Raw genomic sequence first — 21,698 nt, 5'->3', positions numbered from 1 at the left:
GTCGGCGCTGTCGACCAGGCGCTTCGGGGACCGGTACGCCGCACGAGGAGAGCAGGCTCTTGGTCAGATCCTTGTCCCGCGAGATGCCCTCGGCGATGGCGCTGGTGCGGTCGGTCTCGGCGGTCCAGATGCGTCGGCTGCGCGAGCCGTAGCCAAGCTGCACGAGATTGCCGGAGGCCAACAGGCGAACCGCCGGGATGCGTCGGTCTTTGTCTGTTGCGGCGTCAACGATGCAAGCGGTGCTCGGCCCGAGCAGTTTGCGTTCGGCCATGTCGGTCAGCTGGGCGACCGTTGCGGCGACGTCGAAAGGCGTATCCTGAATGGCGGCGAGGAGCAGTTCGCGGCCCGAAAACAGGCTGGCGCGGGTCACTTCATCGTGCCAGGCGCGAACGACGACCTTGTACACGCCACGCCTCGAGGTTTCTCGGGCGCGGCCGAAACCCCCGGGCATGCCGGCAAGGTTCTGCAGTTCGAGGGTGACATGTTCGAGGATGTGCGCCGGCCAGGTGCCTTCCTGGAGGCGGCGCAGGAAGCCGCCGCGCTCACCGTAGCTGCAGCGGTGTTCGATCAGCGATGGCAGAAACGCGGTGAGGCGTTCGTAGAAGCCCGGGATGGCGTTCGACGGGAAGTCTTCGAGTTCGCCGATATCGACGACCGCTTCGATGACCGGACGGTAGGTCCAGATGTTCGGACCACGCAGGTAGCGGATCTCGAGAAACTTGATGTCTTTGCTCTTCATTTAGTCATTCCAGGCACGGCGGCTTACTGTGGAAGTCGCGTACGCGACTCACGAATCTCCCTTCTCCCCGCTGCGGGAGAAGGGCCGGGGGAAGGGTTCGAGGGGTCGCAGGATGTTTGCGGCGAGGTACGAGCGCGTTTGTCGTGGCAATAACGCGGCAGCGGCCATTTGGCTGACCGGAGGGCCGACCGGGCCGAGCGCTGGACGCGGCCATGGCTGTCGCCAGGTTCACAGGAAGCGGTCCAGAAGCCGCCGGCTATGCGCGTCGAGCGCGTAGCGGTCGCGAATCAGGAAGTGAATGCCATGGCTGTCGGCGATCAGCAAGGCCGGAGCGTCGAGGCGGCGGATATCTTCTTCGCCCTTGAGGACGAAACGGGTCGTGCGGCGATCGGTTTCGACCTCCCAGGTACTCGGCGTGGCAAAGCTTGAAACGCTGATCAGGCGCTTGATTTCGGGAATGAATTCACGGCCCGCGAGTTCGTTTTCGACCAGGGTACGCAGGTCGTCCGGCAGTTCGCTCAGGCGCTCGATCCACGCCAGTTCGTGGCCATGCGGGTCGACCAGGCCGATGCCGTCGTCCGGAGCGCTGATCGGGAAGGCGCGAACAGGCACCACGCCGACGTGCGTTTCACCGTCGGCCGTGGTCAGCTCGAGTCGTCCGAAAGGGTTGCGCTGCAAGCGATAGTCGGGCGCGGGGATCATTGGCGTTCTCCTTCGGCGGCGCGTGCGAGATCGATGCTGGGCAGGCTGTCTTCATCGTCGACGTTGCGTGCCTGCGCCTGGTAGAGGCGGTAGTAGTGACCCTCGCAAGCCATCAGCTGCTCGTGGCTGCCGACTTCGACGACACTGCCGCGGTCGAGGACGACCAGGCGATCGGCATCGCGCAGGGTGGACAGGCGGTGCGCAATGGCAATCGTCGTGCGCCCGCGAACCAGGTTGTCGAGGGCTTTCTGAATCTCTTTCTCGGTGCTCGTGTCGACCGACGACGTCGCTTCGTCGAGGATCAGGATCGGTGGGTCGATGAGCAGCGCCCGGGCGATCGAGATGCGCTGTCGCTCGCCGCCCGAGAGTGCCTGGCCGCGTTCGCCGACCAGCGAGTCGTAGCCGTGCGCCAGGCGCAGGATGAACTCGTGCGCGTGCGCGGCGCGTGCAGCAGCGACGACCTCGGCACGCGTCGCCGCGGGTTTTCCGTAGGCGATGTTTTCGGCAATGGTGCCGAAGAAGAGGAACGGTTCCTGCAGCACCAGGCCGATATGTTTGCGGTACTCGGCCACGGGCAGCGAGCGGATGTCGACACCATCGATCAGGATGGCGCCTTCACTGACGTCATAGAAACGGCAGATCAGGTTGACCAGGGTGCTCTTGCCGGAGCCGCTGTGACCAACCAGGCCGACCATTTCGCCGGGGGCGATGGTGATATTGATGTCGCGGGTGACGCTGCGCGTTCCGTAGCGGAAGCCGACGCCGCGCAGTTCGATGCGGCCGGTGACTTTCGGCAGGTGCACCGGAGTGGCCGGGTCGGGAACGCTGGAGACGTGATCGAGGATATCGAAGATGCGCTTGGCGCCAGCGGCGGCTTTCTGGGTCACCGAGACGATGCGGCTCATCGAGTCGAGGCGCAGGTAGAAGCGGCTGATGTAGGCCAGAAACGCGGTCAGCACGCCGACGCTGATGTGGTCCTTGGCGATCTGCCAGATGCCGAACGCCCAGACGATCAGCAGGCCGATCTCGGTGAGTAGGGTGACGGTTGGCGAAAACAGCGACCAGACTTTGTTGACCCGGTCATTGACCTCGAGATTGTGCGCGTTGGCGGTGCGGAAACGGCTGGTCTCACGCGCTTCCTGGGCAAAAGCCTTGACCACACGAATGCCGGGAATGGTGTCGGCGAGCACGTTGGTGACTTCGGCCCATACCCGGTCCACGCGCTCGAAGCCGGTGCGCAGCCTCTCGCGTACGATGTGGATCAGCCAGGCGATGATCGGTAGCGGCAAGAGGGTCACCAGCGCCAGCCTGATGTCGATCGACATCAGGATGATGGTGGTCATCACGATCATCAGCACGTCGGTGGCGAAATCGAGCAGGTGCAGCGACAGGAAGACGTTGATGCGGTCAGTCTCCGAACCGATACGGGCCATCAGGTCGCCGGTTCGCTTGCCGCCGAAGTACTCCTGCGAGAGCGTCAACAAGTGTTCGTAGGTGGCCGTACGGAGATCGGCACCGATGCGCTCGGAGACCAGCGCCAGGATGTAGGTGCGCGCCCAGCCGAGGGTCCAGGCGACCAGTGCGGCGCCGAGCAGGCCGGAGAGATAGAGCGCGACCAGAGCGGGATCGATCATCTGGCCGTTCTGGTAGGGGATCAGCACCTTGTCCATCAGCGGCATGGTCAGGTAGGGGGGTACCAGGGTTGCCGCGGTGCCCAACAGCGAGAGCAGGAAGCCGGCGAGCAACTGCCCGCGGTAGGGCCTGGCGAAGCGCCCGAGGCGCAGCAGTGTCCAGGTCGAAGGCGCTTGGTGAATCTCCTTGCTGCACACGGGGCACTGTTCCTGGCCGGCTAGGAGGGGCGTTTCGCAGCTTGGGCACAGTCTCTGCGTCGTTGCTGCCGGCAGGCTGCCGCTGACGTGGAAATGCAATTGCCGCGTAAAGTGGTCGATCAGCCGTCCGGCTGCGACGTCGGCAGCGAGCGTGTAGTGCCAGTGCGCCAGGCGTGCCTCGGTTGCGCACAGTTCGAGAGTGCCGACTCCGGCATGGTCGCTGCGCGACAGACTGAGGCCGGGCTGGTAAGGCCAGCTGCGCACGCTCTCGTCGCCTGACGACATTGCCAGCAGGCGTGCATTGCTGACCACGATCAGGCCGGCTGCGAAGCGCAAGCTGGTGTCCAGGTCGATTTCCAGCCACGCCAGCACCTGCTCGTCAGCGGCCATTTGCGTGTGCACACGTTGCGACCATGCGCGCGGCAGCGCCGACGCTTCCGTTTCGGCAAGCGCAACAAAAGTGGCGTCTTGGGAGGTTGGTGCGGAGGTGGGTGCGGAGGTCATCGGTAAGTGCTTTGCAAACAAGGCTGCCGGAGGCGTCTGGAGGCGGCAAGTATACTCGTCTTCCGCGCGCTGCCGAGCCCTGCTGGCGGGGTGGCGAAAGCAGCGCTCAGATCGTCAGGCGATCGCCTTGCTGGCGGCGTGCGACTTGCAGGCGAGCGATGGTCGGCAGCAGATTGAGCCCGGTCGCGGCCTGGCATTGATGGGCACGGCTGATCAGTTCGTCGAAACTGCTATCGACCGGGTCGCCGGCGGCGGCAAAGGCGATGGCGTTGCCGCTGTCGCACGACGGAAAGACCAGCGCGCGACCGTCAAAGGCGTCGGCGATGCGCTGGCTGCTGGCCTGGAATCCGCGTTCGCGGCCGAGCAGGTTGACCGCTAGCAGCCCGCTATCGCTCAGGCGCGAACGGCAGGCCTGGTAGAAGGGCTGGGTGTCGAGGACGCCGGCGCGAGCTTTCTTGTCAAAGCCGTCGACCAGGATGTAGTCATAGCGGCTGTCGCCGGCGAGCATGTGTGCGGCGCCGTCACCGATCAGCACCCGCAGGCGCCGCGGGTCGTCGGGGAGTTTGAAGTGCAGTCGGGCGATGACTTCGACCTGGGGGTCGATTTCGACGGCGGTGATTTTCGTTTCTGGCAGCTGATGGTAGATGAACTTGGCCAGCGATCCAGCCCCCAGCCCGATCAGCAAGGCTTCGCGTGGCCATGGCGGCTCGCGGAGCAATAGTCCGGCCATCATCTCGCGGGTGTAGGGAAGCTCGAGCGTGTTCGGGCGCTGCAGGCGCATCGCCCCCTGCACCCAGTCGGAAGAGAAGTGGAGGTAGCGCACGCCGGCCTTCTCGCTGACGTCGATCAAGTTTGCTTCCCTTCGCTCTCGCTGCCAGGGCAACGGCCCTGCCAGCGCTCCCAGCAACCCGCGAATGCGTTCCGCGAAGGCGCTTCTACTGGCTGGGCACATAAGCTGCTATGGCGGCCTTGTCGACCATCGCTGCCGGATGTCGGCTGGGAGGGGATAAGGTTCTTGTCTTTTCGCTGCACGGGGGCGGTTTGCCAGTCAGGATCATCATTCTTGCCGGGTTCTCCTGGTTCGTGCCGCTTGACGGTCAGTGATCTCGTCAATGCGGTGATCGTCAATTGACCCGTGCCGTCCGAACTCGGTATACTAACAAAGTTTTTCTGGCCTTGGCGCGGCCGTGCGACGGGTAGACGAAGAGGTTATATGGAATATCTTTTTTCTGTGGTTCTGGCGGTGCACCTCCTGGCAGCTGTCAGCGTGATCGGTCTCGTCCTGGTGCAGCACGGCAAGGGCGCTGACATGGGTGCTGCTTTTGGCAGTGGCTCTTCGGGCAGCCTTTTTGGCGCGACCGGTTCCGCCAATTTCCTTAGTCGCGCCACCGCGGTGCTGGCGACGGTCTTCTTTGTGACCAGCTTGTCGCTGGCGTATCTGGCATCAAGCGCGCCAAAAACGACTGGCAGTGTGATGGAGGATGCGGTAAGATCTGCGCCTGTTCCAGCGTCGCCATCGGGTGCTGTGGAGCAGGGTCAGGTGCCAGCAAATCCTGACTCGAAGGCGAAGGATATTCCCCGGTAATCGGGTTTGAAAGCAGCGGCGAGAGAAGTTGTGTTGTTGCATTCCTCGAAGTTCTCGCCTGCTGAATGTGGTAATGCCGACGTGGTGAAATTGGTATACACGCTATCTTGAGGGGGTAGTGACTTCGGTCGTGTGAGTTCGAGTCTCATCGTCGGCACCAGGAGTGGCCATTCAAAATGGGTGGCTGTAAGTCTGAATCGAAGCGCTTGTGGGGCGGATCATGCTGGAAGGCTATTTCCCGGTACTTGTCTTCATACTGATTGGTGTGGCCTTCGGCCTCATGCCGGTGGTGATGGGGATGATGGTCGCTCCGCATCGTCCCGACAGCGCAAAGCTCTCCCCGTACGAATGCGGCTTCGAGGCTTTCGAAGATGCGCGCATGAAGTTCGATGTGCGCTACTACTTGATTGCCATCATCTTTATTCTTTTCGATCTCGAAGTCGCTTTCCTCCTGCCGTGGGCGACGATCTTCAAAGAGATTGTCGAAACCGATTCGGTGAAGTGGTTTGGTTTCATCGAGATGCTGGTTTTCATCGCCATTCTGGTCGTCGGCTACGTCTATGCCTGGGCCAAGGGCGCGCTGGACTGGGAGTGAGCGATGGGAATTGACGGCATCCTGCAGGAAGGCTTCGTCACCACGACGGCCGACAAGCTGATCAACTACGTGCGTACCGGTTCGATGTGGCCCATGAGCTTCGGGCTTGCCTGTTGTGCCATCGAGATGATTCATGCCGGCTGTTCGCGCTACGACCTGGACCGTTTCGGCATCGTTTTTCGTCCCAGTCCCCGGCAGTCTGATGTGATGGTTGTCGCCGGGACTCTGACCAACAAGATGGCGCCGGCAATGCGCAAGGTTTACGACCAGATGGCCGAGCCGCGTTGGGTGATCTCGATGGGTTCCTGCGCCAATGGCGGTGGTTACTATCATTACGCCTACTCGGTGGTGCGTGGTTGTGACCGCATCGTTCCCGTCGATATCTATGTTCCGGGCTGTCCGCCGACGGCCGAGGCGCTGATTTATGGTCTGATACAGTTGCAGAACAAGATTCGTCGGACCAGTACCATCGCCCGCTGAACACAACCGATTGAGAGTGAGTCATGTCCGCCAAGTTGGAAGCGCTTAGCCAGAACCTGCAGCAGTGTCTCGGTGATCGAGTGAAGTCCCTGAAGTTGGCGTTCGGCGAGGCGACTCTCGAGGTGGATGCCGCCGACTATTTCTCCGTCATGCTGTCGTTGCGCGACGAGCCTGACCTCGCTTTTGAAGAGCTGATCGACTTGTGCGGTGTTGACTACTCGACGTATGGCAATCAGCCGCGCGAGGGTCGCCGCTTCGCGGCCGTCAGTCACCTGTTGTCGATCGCCAAGAATTGGCGCCTGCGCGTACGCTGTTTTGCGCCTGATGACGATTTTCCGTCCCTGCCTTCGGTGACTTCGATCTGGAACAGCGTCAACTGGTTCGAGCGCGAAGCTTTCGACCTCTTCGGCATCGTTTTTCCGGGGCACGACGACCTGCGCAGGATTCTCACCGACTACGGCTTTATCGGCCATCCCTTCCGCAAGGATTTTCCGATTTCCGGTTACGTCGAAATGCGCTACGACCCCGAGCAGCAGCGCGTGATCTATCAACCGGTGACCATCGAGCCGCGCGAGATAACGCCGCGGATCGTTCGTGAAGCGACCTACGGGAACGCCGAAAATGCCTGAAACTGCGCAACTTCACTCTCAACTTCGGGCCACAGCACCCGGCTGCGCACGGCGTGCTGCGGATGGTTCTGGAGCTTGACGGCGAAGTCGTCATGCGTGCCGATCCGCATATCGGTCTGCTCCACCGGGCGACCGAAAAACTCGCTGAAACGAAGACCTGGATTCAGACGGTGCCGTACATGGATCGTCTCGACTACATGTCGATGATGTGCAACGAGCATGCTTATTGCATGGCTGTCGAGCGCCTCCTGCAGGTCGAGGTGCCCATCCGGGCGCAGTACATCCGGGTGATGTTCGACGAAATCACGCGCATCCTCAATCACCTCCTGTGGGTCGGCTGTCATGGCCTTGACGTCGGCGCGATGACCATGGTGCTCTACGCCTTCCGTGAGCGCGAAGACCTGGTTGATGCCTACGAAGCGGTTTCCGGTGCGCGCATGCACGCGGCCTACTACCGGCCGGGCGGCGTCTACCGCGACCTGCCCGATCGCATGTCGCAATACCAGGAGTCGAAGTGGAAGAGCGCCGCGCAGATCAAGCCTTTCAACGAGGCGCGCAGTGGTTCGCTACTCGATTTTCTTGACGATTTCGCCGCACGTTTTCCGAAATTGCTCGATGAGTACGAGACGCTGCTCACCGATAACCGGATCTGGAAGCAGCGCCTGGTCGATGTGGCCATCGTTACTCCCGAGCGCGCGCTGCAGCGTGGTTTTACCGGTCCGATGCTGCGCGGCTCGGGGATTGCCTGGGATTTGCGCAAGAAGCAGCCTTACGAAGTCTATGATCGGGTCGAATTCGACATCCCGATTGGCAAGACCGGTGATTCCTACGATCGCTACCTGGTGCGCATGGAAGAGATGCGGCAGTCGAATCGCATCCTCAAGCAGTGTATCGACTGGCTACGGAAGAATCCGGGCCCGGTGATGTCCGACAACCACAAGGTTGCGCCACCCGATCGCGAAGCCATGAAGTCGAACATGGAAGAGCTGATTCATCACTTCAAGCTGTGTACCGAAGGCATGCACGTGNCTGGTGAGGCATATTCGGCGGTCGAGCATCCCAAGGGAGAGTTCGGTATCTACATTATTTCTGACGGGGCGAACAAGCCTTACCGCTTGAAGATACGTGCTCCGGGCTACGTGCACCTGTCGGCAATGGACGAGATGGCGCGCGGTCACATGCTGGCCGATGTGGTTACCATTATTGGTTCGCAAGACGTTGTTTTTGGCGAGATTGACCGCTGATGTTGACTTCAGAATCCCTCAAGAGAATTGACCGCGAAATCGCCAAGTATCCGGCGGAGCAAAAGCAGTCGGCGGTGATGGCCGCCCTGGCGATTGCCCAGGAGCAGCAGGGCTGGTTGTCCAGTGAAGCGATCGAGTGCGTGGCCAACTATCTCGGCATGGCGCCGGTGGCCGCCTACGAGGTGGCGACCTTCTACAACATGTACGACCTCAAGCCTGTCGGCAAGTACAAGCTGTCGGTGTGCACCAATTTGCCGTGCATGCTCAGTGGCGGTGTCGATGCCGGCGAGTATCTCAAGAACAAGCTGGGTATCGGCTATAACGAAACGACGCTGGATGGCCTGATCACACTCAAGGAAGGCGAGTGCATGGGCGCTTGCGGCGACGCGCCGGTGATGATCGTCAACAATCGTCGGATGTGCAGCTGGATGAATCCCGAGCAAATCGACCAACTGCTGGCGGAGCTGAAGTAATGGCCATTCTCGGTGCAATCAACCCGATGTTGAGCCTTGGCCTGGACGGTGATAAGGCCTGGCGTCTAGCGGACTACGTCAAGCGTGGCGGTTACTCGGCGCTGCGGCGTATTCTGGAAGAGAAACAGACGCAGGAATTCGTCATCAACGAGGTCAAGAAATCGGTCTTGCGCGGTCGTGGCGGTGCTGGCTTCCCCACCGGTCTCAAGTGGAGTTTCATGCCCCGGTCCTTCCCCGGTGACAAATACGTGGTCTGCAATTCGGACGAAGGCGAGCCGGGTACTTTTAAGGATCGCGACATCCTTCGCTACAACCCGCATGCGGTGATCGAAGGGATGGCCATTGCTGCTTTCGCGATGGGCGCTAGGCGTGGTTACAACTACATTCACGGCGAAGTCTGGGAGATCTACGAGCGCTTCGAGGAGGCGCTCGATGAAGCGCGAGCGGCGGGCTTCCTGGGCAGCAATCTGCTCGGTTCCGGCTTCAGCTTCGAGCTTTTTGCGCATCACGGTTACGGCGCCTACATCTGCGGCGAGGAAACCGCGCTGCTCGAGTCGATCGAAGGGAAGAAGGGCCAGCCTCGTTTCAAGCCGCCTTTCCCGGCTTCCTTCGGCCTTTACGGCAAGCCAACCACGATCAATAACACCGAGACCTTTGCTTCGATCCCGTACATCATTACCCTCGGTGGCGAGGCCTATCTCGATGCCGGCAAGGCAAACAACGGAGGCACCAAGCTGTTCTCGATTTCGGGTCACGTGAACCGGCCCGGGAACTACGAGATCCCGCTCGGAACGCCTTTCGCGACCCTGCTCGAGATGGCCGGTGGAATGCGCGGTGGTCGGCAGTTGAAGGGCTGTATCCCCGGCGGCTCGTCGTCGCCAGTAGTGCCTGGGCCGGCAATGATGGATTGCACGATGGACTACGATTCGATCAGCAAGGCCGGCTCCATGCTCGGCTCAGGCGCGGTCATCGTAATGGACGAAACGACCTGCATGGTGAAAGCGCTGGAGCGCCTTTCCTTCTTCTACTACGAAGAATCCTGCGGGCAGTGCACCCCCTGCCGCGAAGGAACCAACTGGCTGTACCGAGTCGTGAACCGTATCGAGACCGGGCGTGGGCGTGCCGACGACCTGGATCTGCTGTCCAGTGTCACTACCAACATCATGGGTCGCACCATCTGCGCGCTCGGCGATGCCGCATCCATGCCGGTACAGAGCTTCATCAAGCATTATCACGACGAGTTCGCGTACCACATCGAACACAAGAAGTGCCTCGTGCCCGTTGATGTCCAGCGCGCCGGCAGCGGCTTCTTCACGGCAACGGCTTAAGGTACCAGACGATGGAAATCGAAATCGACGGCAAGATCGCGCAGGTACCTGATGGCAGCACCATCATGGACGCTGCACAGCAGTTGGGTGCCTATATCCCGCATTTCTGCTATCACAAGAAGCTGTCGATCGCGGCTGACTGCCGGATGTGCCTGGTACAGGTCGAGAAAGCGCCCAAGCCGCTGCCCGCCTGTGCAACGCCGGTGACCAACGGCATGAAAGTGTTCACTCATTCCGAACTGGCGGTGACCGCCCAGAAAGGCGTGATGGAGTTCCTGCTGATCAACCACCCGCTCGATTGCCCTATCTGTGATCAGGGCGGCGAGTGCCAGTTGCAGGATCTGGCCGTCGGTTACGGCGGTAGCGCTTCCCGTTTTCAGGAAGCCAAGCGGGTTGTTTTCCACAAGGACGTCGGTCCCCTGATTTCGATGCAGGAAATGGCACGCTGCATTCACTGCACCCGCTGCGTTCGCTTCGGCCAGGAAATCGCCGGTGTCATGGAGCTCGGCATGGCCAACCGCAACATGCACGCCGAGATCATGACTTTCGTCGGCCGCTCGATTGATTCCGAGCTGTCGGGTAACATGATCGACCTCTGTCCGGTCGGTGCGCTGACCTCGAAGCCCTTTCGCTATTCGGCGCGCAGTTGGGAATTGTCACGTCGCAAGTCGGTCAGCCCGCACGACAGTATCGGGGCCAATCTGACCGTGCAGATCAAGAACAATGTCGTGATGCGTGTTCTGCCGCGTGAGAACGAAGAGGTCAATGAGTGCTGGATCTCGGACAAGGAACGCTTCTCCTACGAGGCGCTCAATTCGCCGGCGCGGCTGACGCGACCGATGATTCGCGTTGATGGCGCGCTCCGCGAAGTCGAGTGGAAGACTGCGCTGGACTACGTCTCGCATGCCCTGAAGGACATTACCCGCAGCAACGGTGGTGAGTCGGTGGCCTCTCTGGCGTCGCCGCATGCCACTCTGGAAGAACTCTACCTGCTCCAGAAGCTGACTCGCGGTCTGGGCTCCGGGAGTGTCGATTTTCGTCCGCGTCGGCGTGATTTCAGCGCCGACGGCAAGCTTGGCGGCATCCCCTGGTTGGGGCTGCGCCTTGCCGAGGTCAAGGATTTGGATGCGGTCCTGGTTGTCGGTAGCTTCCTGCGCAAGGACCATCCGCTGTTCGCGCAGCGTCTGCGTCAGGTCGGCAAGAAATGGGGCAAAGTCAGCCTGCTGTCGGTGAGCGCCGACGATCCTTTGATCAACCTGCATGCGCAGCTGACAGTCAGTCCAGCGGACCTGCCTTCGGCATTGGCCAGAATCGTCAAGGCCGCTGCCCAGTTGAAGAACGAAGCGGTTCCGGAAGGGCTCGAATCCGTCGCTCCATGTGCGACCAGCCAGGCCATCGCTGCCAGCCTGGTCGAAGGCGAGAAGGGCGCAATTTTCCTGGGCAATGTTGCTGAACAGCATCCGCATGCAGCGCAGCTGCATGCGCTGGCCTGCGAACTGTCGCGGTTGACCGGCGCCAGTTGCGGTTTCATTGGCGAGGCGGCCAACAGCGTCGGAGGCTACGTCGCCAAAGCCTTGCCGACGGCACTGAATGCCCACGAAATGTTCGCCCAGCCGCGCCAGGCCTACCTGCTGCACGGCATCGAGCCGGAGCTCGACTGCCACGATCCGCAGCAGGCACTGGCGGCACTCAAGCAGGCTGCCCTGGTGGTGATGCTGACGCCTTTCGGGGATGGTGCTTGCAGCGAGTACGCCGACGTTCTGCTGCCGATTACTCCTTATACCGAGACCTCGGGGACATTCGTCAACAGCGAGGGTCGTGTGCAGGGTTTCAACGGTGTCGTCCGTCCTTTGGGGGAAGCCCGCCCCGGCTGGAAAGTCTTGCGCGTTCTCGGCAATTTGCTGGCGCTACCGGGCTTCGACTACGAATCGAGCGAAGAAGTGCGCGATGACGTCATCGCCGCAGGCGAAGGCTTTGTCGATGGCTTGGACAACAAGGTCACTGCGGTTCCCTGCGTTGCGTGGTCGCTGACCAGCATTCCTGGTGGGCTGCAACGAGTGGCCGAGGTGCCGATCTATTCGGCTGACCCGCTCGCTCGTCGAGCCGCTGGTCTGCAGAAGACCCGCGACGCGCTGCCGCCAAGCGCTCGCATATGCGCCGAAACGCTGCAGGCCCTTTCCCTCAATGATGGTGTTTCGGTACGGGTCCGGCAGGGGAGCGGCGAAGTTGTGCTGACCGCCAAGGCTGACCCCACAGTGCCGGCGGGCTGTGTTCGGGTGGCCGCAGCGCATGCCTCGACCGCTGCGCTGGGTGAGATGTTCGGTGCGATCAACGTGGAGCGTGCATGATGCTTGATGCGCTGCGGGAACTGCTGCAAGGTTTGTTTGGCTCGGTTTTTCCATTGGTGTGGACGCTCCTCAAGATCGTTCTGATCATCGCGCCCTTGCTGCTCTGCGTTGCCTACCTGACCTTCTGGGAAAGAAAGGTCATCGGCTGGATGCAGGTTCGCATCGGCCCCAACCGGGTCGGCCCCTGGGGGCTGATCCAGCCGATTGCCGATGGCTTGAAGCTGTTCCTGAAGGAGGTCGTTGTTCCGACCGGTTCGGACAAGAGTGTTTTCGTGATTGCCCCGATGTTCGCCTTCGCGCCGGCACTCGCGGCCTGGGCGGTGGTGCCGTTCAACGACACTCTGGTCCTGGCCAACGTCAATGCCAGCCTGCTCTACGTCATGGCCATCAGCTCGATCGGCATCTACGGGATCATCCTGGCCGGCTGGGCCTCCAATTCGAAATACGCTTTCCTTGGCGGCATGCGCTCGGCAGCGCAGATGATTTCCTACGAAATCTCGATGGGACTGGCGCTGGTCGTCGTGCTGATGGTTTCCAATAGCCTGAACCTCGGCGACATCGTGAGTAGTCAGGGGCGGGGGATTTTTGCCGACCACGGCGTCGGCTTCCTGTCGTGGAACTGGCTGCCGCTACTGCCGATGTTTGTCGTCTATCTGGTGTCGATCGTCGCCGAAACCAACCGTGCGCCATTCGATATGGCCGAAGGCGAATCGGAGATCGTCGGTTTCCACTGCGAGTACTCGGGAATGGCTTTTGCCGTCTTCTTCCTGGCCGAATACGCCAACATGATCCTGGTGTCGACGCTCACCTCGCTGCTCTTTCTGGGCGGTTGGTTGTCGCCGGTCGGCTTCCTGCCCGACGGCCTGTTGTGGCTGTTCCTGAAAATCGCCGCGGTGTTGTTTTTCTTCCTCTGGATTCGCGCCACCTTCCCTCGCTATCGCTACGATCAGATCATGCGCCTGGGCTGGAAGGTTTTCATTCCGCTGTGCCTGATCTGGTTGGTCGTGGTCGGTTGCTGGATGATGTCGCCGCTGAACATCTGGAAGTGAGAGGCTAGTCATGGGTTCGATGAAGGAAATTTTCAACAGCCTCCTGCTCAGGGAGTTGTTCAAGGGCATGTCGGTGACCGGGCGTTACATGTTTGCCCGCAAGATCACCGTTCAGTATCCGGAAGAAAAAAACGCCGCAAAGCTTCCGTTTTCGCGGCCTGCATGCGCTACGTCGCTATCCCAATGGCGAGGAGCGTTGTATTGCCTGCAAGTTGTGCGAAGCGGTTTGCCCGGCGCTGGCGATCACCATTGAATCCGACCAGCGCGAAGACGATTCACGGCGTACGACGCGCTACGACATCGATCTGACCAAGTGTATTTTCTGTGGTTTCTGCGAAGAGGCCTGCCCGGTTGACGCCATCGTTGAGACGCGGATTTTCGAGTATCACGGGGAGACGCGCGGCGACCTCTACTACACCAAGGCAATGTTGCTGGCCAATGGTGACCGTTACGAAGAGCAAATCGCCGCTGACCGCGAACTCGACTCGAAATACCGCTAACAGGCCTACGCGATGGAATTCAAGACCTTCGTTTTCTACTTTTTCTCGGCGATCCTGGTGTTTGCCGGCCTGCGCGTGATCACCTCGCGCAATCCGGTGCATGCAGCGCTGTTTCTTGTCCTTGCCTTCTTTTCGGCGGCTGGTGTCTGGATGCTGCTGCAGGCCGAGTTCCTGGCTATCGCGCTGATCCTGATTTACGTCGGGGCGGTGATGGTGCTCTTCCTTTTTGTGGTCATGATGCTGGACATCAACCTTGATCGTTTGCGCGAAGGCTTCTGGAGCTACTTGCCCCTGGGCTCGATCATCGCCTTGCTGATGGTCACCGAAATGGCCCTGGTCCTTGGTGGCAACTACTTCGGCCTGCTTGAAAGCGGCGTGCCGCAGGCGACCGCCGAAGTGAGCAACGTCAAGGCGGTTGGCCGCTTGATCTTCACCGAGTACGTCTATCCCTTCGAGCTGGCATCGGTCATCCTGCTCGTCGGGATTGTCGCCGCGGTGGCCCTGACGCAGCGCGGCAAGCGCAAGAACAAGTCGGTCAACCCGGCGCAGCAGGTGTTTGTCAAGGCCGCGGACCGGGTTCGCGTGCTGCAGATGCCCGCCGAAAAGCGAGATTGACCGCGCCGTCGGCGCAGAGCTGAAACAAGACTGAGAATAAGAGCGGGCGGCAGCCACTTGCCGCCCCGAGTAGAAGGAATCAGGGAGGCATCTTGCTTACACTGTCGCATTTTTTGATCCTGGGCGCGATCATGTTCGCGATCAGCGTCGTCGGCATCTTTCTCAACCGAAAAAATCTGATCATCATCCTGATGTCGATCGAGTTGATGCTGCTGGCGGTGAACATGAACTTCATCGCTTTCTCGCACTTCATGCAGGACCTTGCCGGGCAGGTTTTCGTCTTCTTCATCCTGACTGTTGCTGCCGCCGAAGCGGCGATCGGGCTGGCGATTCTGGTGGTGCTGTTCCGCAACCTGAAGACCATCCATGTGGATGATCTGGACAGCCTGAAGGGTTGAACATGGAAATGCAAAAGCTCTACCTCCTGGTTCCGCTGGCGCCACTTTTTGGCGCCATTATTGCCGGCCTCTTCTGTCGCGTGATCCCGCGCTGGGTGGCGCACACGGTGACCATCGCCGGTGTGGCGATCGCCTTCATCGCTTCCTATATGATCTTCAGGGATGTGCAGGCCGGCAATACCTTCAACGGGCCGGTTTACCGCTGGCTGACCTCCGGTGATTATCACTTCGAGGTCGGTTTTCTGATCGACCAACTGACGGTCACCATGATGCTGGTGGTGACCTTTGTATCGCTGATGGTGCACATCTACACCATCGGCTACATGCAGGATGATCCCGGCTACAACCGCTTCTTCAGCTACATTTCGCTGTTTACCTTCTCGATGCTGATGCTCGTGATGAGCAACAACTTCATGCAGCTGTTCTTTGGTTGGGAGGCCGTCGGCCTGGTCTCCTATCTGTTGATCGGTTTCTGGTATACGCGGCCAACGGCTATTTTCGCGAACATGAAAGCCTTTCTGGTCAATCGCGTTGGCGACTTCGGCTTCATCCTCGGTATTGGCCTGGTGCTCAGCCACTTCGGAACTCTGGACTATGCCGCCGTCTTTGCCAAGTCGTCGGCACTTGCGGCGACGACCATCCCGCTGTTCGGCGCCGGCAGTGAGGTGGCGCTGATGTCCGCGATTTGCATCCTGCTATTCATCGGTGCCATGGGCAAGTCGGCACAGGTGCCGCTGCATGTCTGGCTGCCCGACTCGATGGAAGGTCCGACGCCGATCTCGGCGCTGATCCACGCGGCGACGATGGTCACCGCGGGCATCTTCATGGTCGCGCGCATGTCGCCGCTGTTCGAGTTGTCGGACACCGCGCTGTCCTTCGTCATCGTCATCGGCGCGATCACGGCGCTGTTCATGGGCTTTCTTGGCGTCATCCAGAACGATATCAAGCGCGTCGTCGCCTATTCGACGCTGTCGCAGCTGGGTTACATGACTGTGGCGCTGGGTGCTTCGGCCTACTCGGTGGCGATTTTTCACCTGATGACACACGCTTTCTTCAAGGCCTTGCTGTTCCTGGCCGCGGGTTCGGTGATCATCGGCATGCACCACGACCAGGACATCCGCAACATGGGCGGCCTGCGCAAGTACATGCCAATTACCTGGATCACTTCCCTGGTCGGCTCGCTGGCGCTGATCGGAACGCCTCTCTTCTCTGGTTTCTACTCCAAGGACTCGATCATCGAGGCGGTAGCGCTATCGAACATCCCCGGTTCCGGCTTCGCCTACTTTGCGGTGATGGCCAGTGTCTTCGTCACCGCTCTCTACTCGTTCCGCATGTACTTCCTGGTCTTCCACGGGGAAGAGCGCTTCGGCAAGGCGGCGCATCATGAGCCGGTTGCGCACGTCAAAGCAGCGCATCACGCCGCCGATGACCATCACGACGAGGCACACGACGACGCCCATGGCGAAGAGCATCATGGCCTGGCTCCAGGGCAAAAGCCGCACGAGACGCCGTGGGTGGTGACTCTGCCGCTGATCCTGCTGGCGATCCCCTCGGCCATCATCGGCTTCATCACCATCGAGCCGATGTTGTTCGGCGACTTCTTCAAGGGCGCGATTTTCGTCGATAGCGAAGCGCACCCGGCGATGGCAGAACTTGCTCATCACTTCCACGGCGCTTTCGCCATGGCCACGCACGCGGTGACTACGGCCGTCTTCTGGCTGGCGCTGCTCGGTGTTGTTGCCGCCTGGTACCTGTACATGAAACGTCCGGATATTCCGGTCGCCATCAAGGCCCGCTTTGGCGGGGTGTATTCGCTGCTCGACAACAAGTACTATTTCGACAAGTTCAACGAAGTGGTCTTTGCCGGTGGTGCGCGTTTGCTCGGCCGCGGGCTGTGGCAGGGTGGCGATGTCGGCGTGATCGACGGAATGGTCGTCAACGGTGCCGTACGCCTGGTCAGCTGGTTCGCAACCCTGGCCCGCTTCTTCCAGAGCGGCCATATTTACCACTACGCTTTTACGATGATTATCGGCGTGTTCGTCTTGATGACCCTTTGGGTCACGCGCGCTTGAGCTAGACAGAGACTGGGAACGATATGTTAGCCACGCCGCTTCTCTCGCTTGCCATCTGGGTACCGATCCTTGCCGGTTTTGTAGTCCTGGCGACCGGCGCCGATCGCAATGCACCCCTCGCCCGGATGCTCGCCCTGTTGGGGGCTATCGCCGGCCTGCTGGTGACTATTCCGCTCTACACGGGCTTTGACCTGAACACGCCAGCCATGCAGTTCGTCGAACTGCATGGCTGGATTCCGCGATTCAATGTCAACTACCACCTTGGCGTCGATGGCATCTCGATGCTCTTCGTGCTGCTCAACAGCTTCATCACGGTGACCGTGATTCTCGCCGGCTGGCAGGTCATCAATAGTCGGGTTGCGCAGTACAACGCTGGCTTCCTGATCATGTCCGGCCTGTTGAACGGGATTTTTTCGTCGCTGGATGGCGTGCTGTTCTACGTCTTCTTCGAAGCATCGTTGATTCCCCTGTACCTGATCATTGGCATCTGGGGCGGTTCCAACCGGGTCTATGCGGCGTTCAAATTCTTTCTGTTTACCCTCATGGGCTCGCTGCTCTTCCTGCTTGCGCTCCTCTATCTGTTTGTCGAGTCGGGCGGCAGTTTTTCGATTCTCGACTGGCACAGGCTACCTCTCGGTCTGACCGCGCAAACCTGGCTCTTCCTCGCCTTCCTGGTCGCCTTTGCAGTCAAGGTGCCGATGTGGCCGGTGCATACATGGTTGCCGGACGCGCACGTCGAAGCGCCGACGGGAGGATCGATCGTCCTGGCAGCCATCGCCCTGAAATTGGGTGCCTACGGTTTCCTGCGTTTCTCGCTGCCGATCGCCCCCGATGCCTCGCACGAACTGTCCTGGCTGGTCATCACCCTGTCGCTGATCGCAATCATCTACATCGGTTTCGTTGCCCTGGTCCAGGAAGACATGAAGAAGCTGGTGGCCTATTCGTCGATTGCGCACATGGGCTTCGTTACGCTCGGTTTCTTCATGTTCAGTGCCCTCGGCATCGAAGGCGCGCTGGTGCAGATGATCTCGCACGGCTTCGTCTCCGGCGCGATGTTCTTCTCGATCGGCGTGATGTACGATCGCATGCACTCGCGGAAGATTGCCGACTACGGCGGAGTGGTCAATTCGATGCCCAAGTTCGCCGCCTTCTTCATGCTCTTCGCGATGGCCAACGCCGGATTGCCGGCCACTTCCGGCTTCGTAGGCGAATTCATGATCATTCTGGCGGCCGTTGACTACAACTTCTGGGTGGCCTTCGCTGCTGCCACGACGATGATCGTCGGCGCCGCCTACACCTTGTGGATGTACAAGCGCGTGATCTTTGGTGCGGTCGCCAACCATCACGTCGCCGAACTCACCGATATCAATGGCCGGGAGTTCCTGATTTTTGTGTTGTTCGCCGCTGGCGCGCTGGGCATGGGTCTCTATCCGCAGCCCTTTACTGAAGTCATGCACAGCTCGGTCAATGAGCTACTGCGTCACATCGCTCTCAGCAAGATCCAATAATTGGTAGCCGCTATGACTCTTGCCGAAATGCAGTTCCAGGTCCCCGATCTTCGCCTCGCGAGCGCGGAGATCTTCATGTTGTTGATGGCCTGCGTGATCCTGATCGTTGATCTCTTCGTCAAGGACCGCAAGCGGACAGTGATCTTCGTCGCCACTCAGCTGACGCTGGTCGGCGCGGCAGTGGTCACTTTCGCGACCAGTACCGGCGAGATCGGCTACACCTTCAGCAACATGTATGTTGGCGACCTGATGGGCGACCTGCTGAAGCTACTGGTTTACCTGACGGTGATCATCGTCCTCTTCTATTCGCGCGATTACATCCTCGAGCGCGAGCAGATGGCCAGAAGCGAGTACTACGTATTGGCGCTGTTCGCCACCCTCGGCATGATGGTGATGATTTCGGCGAACCACTTCCTGACCGTTTATATCGGTCTCGAACTGCTTTCGCTGTCGCTCTACGCGCTGGTGGCGATGAATCGTGATTCGGTGCCGGCCACCGAGGCGGCAATGAAGTACTTCGTGCTCGGGGCCCTGGCTTCCGGCCTGCTGCTCTACGGCATGTCGATGATCTATGGCGCCACCGGTACGCTGGAGATCACCGCAGTTGCTGAACGCCTGTACACAGGTCAGGTCAACAAGCCGATCCTCGTTTTTGGCCTTGTTTTCCTGGTCTCGGGCATCGCTTTCAAGCTGGGTGTCGTTCCCTTCCACATGTGGATTCCAGACGTTTATCACGGCGCGCGACGGCGGTCGCCTTATTCATCGCCACAGCTCCGAAGCTCGCTGCGTTTGCGATCGTCATGCGCATGCTGGTCAACGGCCTGATCGTCCTGGCGCAGGACTGGCAGACGATGTTGATTTTGCTGGCTGTGCTGTCCATGGCCGTCGGTAACATCGCCGCCATCGCGCAGACCAATCTCAAGCGCATGCTCGCCTATTCGGCTATTTCGCACATGGGCTTCATGCTCCTTGGGCTGGTCTCCGGCATCGTCGGTGGCGATGCGCGCTTTGCACTGAATGCCTATAGCTCGTCGATGTTCTATGTCATTACCTACGTACTGACCAGCGCCGGAACCTTCGGCATGATTCTCCTGCTCGCGCGTGGCGGTTTCGAATCGGACCAAATCGAGGACTTCAAAGGGCTCAATAAGCGCAGTCCCTGGTTTGCTGCGGTAATGATGATGATGATGTTCTCGATGGCCGGGATACCTTTCTTTGTCGGCTTCTTCGCCAAGTTCTCGGTTCTGCAGGCGGTCGTTGCCAGTGGCAACCTGTGGCTGGCGGTGGTTGCCGTGTTGTTCTCGCTGATTGGTTGTTTCTACTACCTGCGCATCGTCAAGATCATGTACTTCGACCAGCCGACCAATACCACGCCGATCCATACACCGCTGGACATGAAGATTCTGATGTCAGCCAACGGTCTGGCGGTAGCCTTGCTGGGGATTTTCCCGCAAGCGCTGATGTCTGTTTGTGCGTTTGCGCTTCTGCGCTCGCTGTGACAACGGCGTAGTTCGACCGGAACGCCCCGCCTGCCGGGGCGTTTTCATCGAGAGTCCCGAAATGAAAACCGATTACCCCCACCTGCACGAGGAGCAACTCGAGAGCACGCAGGTCTTTCGTGGCCGACTGCTCGACGTCCGCCTTGACCGCGTGCGCCTGCCGGATGGAGAGGAGTGTCAACGCGAGTACGTACGCCATCAGGGTGCGGTGGCGGTCATCGCGCAGCTGGACAATGGTCAGTTGCTTCTCGTTCGCCAGCACCGTTATCCCTTGCGCCGCGCTTTTCTCGAGTTGCCGGCCGGAAAAATCGACCCTGGCGAGGCCATCTTCGACACCGCGACACGGGAGCTGCGCGAGGAGACAGGGTATAGCGCTGCCGAGTGGCGCCATCTCGGCGTAATGCATCCGTGCGTGGGCTATTCGGACGAGCGCATCGAGATTTTCCTGGCGCGTGGCATCCGCCGCGAAGCCGAGCAGAACCTGGATAGCGGTGAGTTCATGGACCTGCTCAGCCTTTCTCTGCAAGACGCCCTGGCGGCAGTGAAGAGCGGCGAAATCACCGACGCCAAGACGATCACCGGCCTGTTCTGGGCCGAGAAGGCGATTCTCGGCGGCTGGTAAAAACACGCCTTGCGCGTGGCAGGCACTGGCTGGCGCGCATCGCGCCGCCGGCTCTTGTGATGCCCCAGAAGAGCGGCTGCATTTCCGTGGTTGCCCATTGCTGGCTATGATCCTTCGTTAATATCGAACATAGCGCAAAGGATAAGCGACTTTTTTTGGAGGTTCCGCGCGTAAACTTCGCCCGTTTCCTATCCCGCTGGGCACCCTAGCGCAACTTGCCCGGCATCCAAATGACTCGTGCACCAGAACAAGCCGCCAGGAAAACCTTATGAAGGACATTGCCAGATTCATCGCCGGTTTCGAGAGATTTCAGGAGAGATATTTCGGAGAGGAGCGCGAGCTGTTCGACAAGCTCAGCCATGGTCAGAGTCCGAAGACACTGATCGTTGCCTGCGCCGACTCCCGGGTGGACCCGGCATTGCTGACCGGCGCCGAGCCCGGCGACGTTTTCGTGGTGCGCAACGTCGCCAATCTGGTGCCGCCTTACCATCCAGGCGGTGACTTTGCGAGCGTGCCAGCGGCCCTCGAGTTTGCGGTTCTGTCGCTCCAGGTGGAGCACATCATCGTCCTCGGTCATGCCAAGTGTGGCGGCATCCACGCTTTGATGCAGGGCCTGGGGTCGAAAACCGAGTTCATCGGCAAATGGATCAGCATCGCGGAAAGGGCGCGTGCGCGCGTGCAGGCCGAGTTGCCGTCGAAAGAGCCCGCCTTGCAGGACCGGGCCTGCGAGCAGGCGGGGATCCTGGTGTCCCTTGAAAATCTGCTGACCTATCCGTGGATTGCTGAGCGTGTGCAGGCGGGCACGATACACCTCCACGGCTGGTACTTCGATCTGGCGGCTGGGGCCCTCTTGCACTACGATCCCGCCGGCAACGCCTTCAATGCCGTTACGCCCAGTGAGGACATGGTCTAGCGGCGGGAACTTCAGGCGCGAAGGCCGTCACCGACCCGGCGGTCGCGGCGCCGGCCCCGTCCCCGA

19 protein-coding genes, 1 tRNA gene and 2 pseudogenes are annotated in these 21,698 nt (G+C 60.3%); 18 read left to right on the top strand and 4 right to left on the bottom strand.

Annotated features, from left to right (window positions below):
• From E4Q23_RS01090 to E4Q23_RS01075, 4 genes are all read right to left on the bottom strand, one after another.
• Window positions 1-739 (bottom strand): cyanophycin synthetase family protein (locus E4Q23_RS01090; RefSeq protein ID WP_423753287.1); only part of this gene is annotated, 739 nt, incomplete at its 3' end.
• 228 nt (window positions 740-967) lie between these two features.
• Window positions 968-1,441: a DUF1854 domain-containing protein gene (locus E4Q23_RS01085; protein WP_211203578.1), complete on the bottom strand. Its 474-nt coding sequence runs from the start codon at window positions 1,439-1,441 to the stop codon at window positions 968-970.
• Window positions 1,438-3,660 carry an ABC transporter ATP-binding protein gene (locus tag E4Q23_RS01080; RefSeq protein WP_248595170.1) on the bottom strand — a complete coding sequence of 741 codons (2,223 nt, stop codon included), beginning with the start codon at window positions 3,658-3,660 and terminating at the stop codon, window positions 1,438-1,440. The genes E4Q23_RS01085 and E4Q23_RS01080 overlap by 4 nt, the downstream gene beginning before the upstream one ends.
• A gap of 220 nt (window positions 3,661-3,880) precedes the next feature.
• Window positions 3,881-4,624 carry a fused MFS/spermidine synthase gene (locus tag E4Q23_RS01075; RefSeq protein WP_248595168.1) on the bottom strand — a complete coding sequence of 248 codons (744 nt, stop codon included), beginning with the start codon at window positions 4,622-4,624 and terminating at the stop codon, window positions 3,881-3,883.
• A gap of 363 nt (window positions 4,625-4,987) precedes the next feature.
• Between E4Q23_RS01075 and secG the strand changes: the two genes are divergently transcribed.
• The 18 genes and pseudogenes from secG to E4Q23_RS00990 all read left to right on the top strand — a co-directional run bounded on the left by secG (window position 4,988) and on the right by E4Q23_RS00990 (window position 21,632).
• A complete protein-coding gene (secG, locus tag E4Q23_RS01070) occupies window positions 4,988-5,359 on the top strand; it encodes a preprotein translocase subunit SecG (protein WP_169064922.1) in 372 nt (123 codons plus the stop codon).
• A 75-nt stretch (window positions 5,360-5,434) separates the two neighbouring features.
• A tRNA-Leu gene (locus tag E4Q23_RS01065) sits at window positions 5,435-5,519 on the top strand.
• A gap of 60 nt (window positions 5,520-5,579) precedes the next feature.
• Entirely contained in the window at window positions 5,580-5,954 is a 375-nt protein-coding gene (locus E4Q23_RS23225; RefSeq protein WP_211203577.1) for an NADH-quinone oxidoreductase subunit A, read from the top strand.
• 3 nt (window positions 5,955-5,957) lie between these two features.
• A complete protein-coding gene (locus tag E4Q23_RS23220; protein ID WP_211203576.1) occupies window positions 5,958-6,434 on the top strand; it encodes a NuoB/complex I 20 kDa subunit family protein in 477 nt (158 codons plus the stop codon).
• A 23-nt stretch (window positions 6,435-6,457) separates the two neighbouring features.
• On the top strand, window positions 6,458-7,063 hold the full coding sequence (locus tag E4Q23_RS01055) for an NADH-quinone oxidoreductase subunit C (protein WP_169064914.1): 606 nt from the start codon (window positions 6,458-6,460) through the stop codon (window positions 7,061-7,063).
• Between the two features lie 62 nt (window positions 7,064-7,125).
• Window positions 7,126-8,307, top strand: a complete 1,182-nt coding sequence (locus tag E4Q23_RS01050; protein ID WP_248595167.1) for an NADH-quinone oxidoreductase subunit D — start codon at window positions 7,126-7,128, stop codon at window positions 8,305-8,307.
• Entirely contained in the window at window positions 8,307-8,780 is a 474-nt protein-coding gene (gene nuoE, locus E4Q23_RS01045; RefSeq protein WP_169064913.1) for an NADH-quinone oxidoreductase subunit NuoE, read from the top strand. Before E4Q23_RS01050 ends, nuoE begins: the two co-directional genes overlap by 1 nt.
• A gap of 26 nt (window positions 8,781-8,806) precedes the next feature.
• The gene (gene nuoF / locus E4Q23_RS01040; protein WP_169064920.1) at window positions 8,807-10,108 is read left to right on the top strand and encodes an NADH-quinone oxidoreductase subunit NuoF; all 1,302 of its coding nucleotides are present in this window, start codon (window positions 8,807-8,809) and stop codon (window positions 10,106-10,108) included.
• Window positions 10,109-10,119: 11 nt separating this feature from the next.
• On the top strand, window positions 10,120-12,456 hold the full coding sequence (gene nuoG / locus E4Q23_RS01035; protein ID WP_169064912.1) for an NADH-quinone oxidoreductase subunit NuoG: 2,337 nt from the start codon (window positions 10,120-10,122) through the stop codon (window positions 12,454-12,456).
• Window positions 12,453-13,505 (top strand): NADH-quinone oxidoreductase subunit NuoH, encoded by a 1,053-nt coding sequence (gene nuoH / locus E4Q23_RS01030; RefSeq protein ID WP_211203575.1) that lies wholly within the window; start codon window positions 12,453-12,455, stop codon window positions 13,503-13,505. The genes nuoG and nuoH overlap by 4 nt, the downstream gene beginning before the upstream one ends.
• Before the next feature lie 10 nt (window positions 13,506-13,515).
• Window positions 13,516-14,005: pseudogene (nuoI, locus tag E4Q23_RS01025) on the top strand (NADH-quinone oxidoreductase subunit NuoI).
• A gap of 12 nt (window positions 14,006-14,017) precedes the next feature.
• Window positions 14,018-14,620 (top strand): NADH-quinone oxidoreductase subunit J, encoded by a 603-nt coding sequence (locus E4Q23_RS01020; protein WP_169064911.1) that lies wholly within the window; start codon window positions 14,018-14,020, stop codon window positions 14,618-14,620.
• Between the two features lie 92 nt (window positions 14,621-14,712).
• Window positions 14,713-15,018 carry an NADH-quinone oxidoreductase subunit NuoK gene (gene nuoK / locus E4Q23_RS01015; RefSeq protein ID WP_042335334.1) on the top strand — a complete coding sequence of 102 codons (306 nt, stop codon included), beginning with the start codon at window positions 14,713-14,715 and terminating at the stop codon, window positions 15,016-15,018.
• Between the two features lie 2 nt (window positions 15,019-15,020).
• The gene (gene nuoL / locus E4Q23_RS01010) at window positions 15,021-17,090 is read left to right on the top strand and encodes an NADH-quinone oxidoreductase subunit L (protein ID WP_169064910.1); all 2,070 of its coding nucleotides are present in this window, start codon (window positions 15,021-15,023) and stop codon (window positions 17,088-17,090) included.
• Window positions 17,091-17,113: 23 nt separating this feature from the next.
• Complete coding sequence (locus E4Q23_RS01005) at window positions 17,114-18,598, top strand: NADH-quinone oxidoreductase subunit M (protein ID WP_169064909.1); 1,485 nt, start codon at window positions 17,114-17,116, stop codon at window positions 18,596-18,598.
• Between the two features lie 27 nt (window positions 18,599-18,625).
• Window positions 18,626-20,097 (top strand): annotated as a pseudogene (nuoN, locus tag E4Q23_RS01000) (NADH-quinone oxidoreductase subunit NuoN).
• A 61-nt stretch (window positions 20,098-20,158) separates the two neighbouring features.
• Window positions 20,159-20,719, top strand: a complete 561-nt coding sequence (locus E4Q23_RS00995; protein WP_169064908.1) for an NUDIX domain-containing protein — start codon at window positions 20,159-20,161, stop codon at window positions 20,717-20,719.
• A 268-nt stretch (window positions 20,720-20,987) separates the two neighbouring features.
• The gene (locus E4Q23_RS00990) at window positions 20,988-21,632 is read left to right on the top strand and encodes a carbonic anhydrase (protein ID WP_169064907.1); all 645 of its coding nucleotides are present in this window, start codon (window positions 20,988-20,990) and stop codon (window positions 21,630-21,632) included.
• The last annotated feature ends 66 nt before the right edge of the window (window positions 21,633-21,698 follow it).

The organism is Candidatus Accumulibacter phosphatis (assembly GCF_012939955.1).
GTDB lineage: Bacteria > Pseudomonadota > Gammaproteobacteria > Burkholderiales > Rhodocyclaceae > Accumulibacter > Accumulibacter delftensis.
Note: the sequence above shows the minus strand (reverse complement) of the source record. Positions and strands in the feature narration are given on the sequence as shown.

What these genes read in the sequence shown, in the direction of transcription:
- E4Q23_RS01080 (WP_248595170.1), bottom strand. Translation starts at nt 3,660, where the DNA reads ATGGCCGCTGACGAGCAGGTGCTGGCGTGGCTGGAAATCGACCTGGAC.
- nuoE (WP_169064913.1), top strand. Translation starts at nt 8,307, where the DNA reads ATGTTGACTTCAGAATCCCTCAAGAGAATTGACCGCGAAATCGCCAAG.
- E4Q23_RS00995 (WP_169064908.1), top strand. Translation starts at nt 20,159, where the DNA reads ATGAAAACCGATTACCCCCACCTGCACGAGGAGCAACTCGAGAGCACG.
- nuoG (WP_169064912.1), top strand. Translation starts at nt 10,120, where the DNA reads ATGGAAATCGAAATCGACGGCAAGATCGCGCAGGTACCTGATGGCAGC.
- E4Q23_RS01085 (WP_211203578.1), bottom strand. Translation starts at nt 1,441, where the DNA reads ATGATCCCCGCGCCCGACTATCGCTTGCAGCGCAACCCTTTCGGACGA.
- E4Q23_RS23225 (WP_211203577.1), top strand. Translation starts at nt 5,580, where the DNA reads ATGCTGGAAGGCTATTTCCCGGTACTTGTCTTCATACTGATTGGTGTG.
- secG (WP_169064922.1), top strand. Translation starts at nt 4,988, where the DNA reads ATGGAATATCTTTTTTCTGTGGTTCTGGCGGTGCACCTCCTGGCAGCT.
- E4Q23_RS01020 (WP_169064911.1), top strand. Translation starts at nt 14,018, where the DNA reads ATGGAATTCAAGACCTTCGTTTTCTACTTTTTCTCGGCGATCCTGGTG.
- E4Q23_RS23220 (WP_211203576.1), top strand. Translation starts at nt 5,958, where the DNA reads ATGGGAATTGACGGCATCCTGCAGGAAGGCTTCGTCACCACGACGGCC.
- E4Q23_RS01055 (WP_169064914.1), top strand. Translation starts at nt 6,458, where the DNA reads ATGTCCGCCAAGTTGGAAGCGCTTAGCCAGAACCTGCAGCAGTGTCTC.
- E4Q23_RS00990 (WP_169064907.1), top strand. Translation starts at nt 20,988, where the DNA reads ATGAAGGACATTGCCAGATTCATCGCCGGTTTCGAGAGATTTCAGGAG.
- E4Q23_RS01005 (WP_169064909.1), top strand. Translation starts at nt 17,114, where the DNA reads ATGTTAGCCACGCCGCTTCTCTCGCTTGCCATCTGGGTACCGATCCTT.
- nuoF (WP_169064920.1), top strand. Translation starts at nt 8,807, where the DNA reads ATGTTGAGCCTTGGCCTGGACGGTGATAAGGCCTGGCGTCTAGCGGAC.
- nuoL (WP_169064910.1), top strand. Translation starts at nt 15,021, where the DNA reads ATGGAAATGCAAAAGCTCTACCTCCTGGTTCCGCTGGCGCCACTTTTT.
- nuoH (WP_211203575.1), top strand. Translation starts at nt 12,453, where the DNA reads ATGATGCTTGATGCGCTGCGGGAACTGCTGCAAGGTTTGTTTGGCTCG.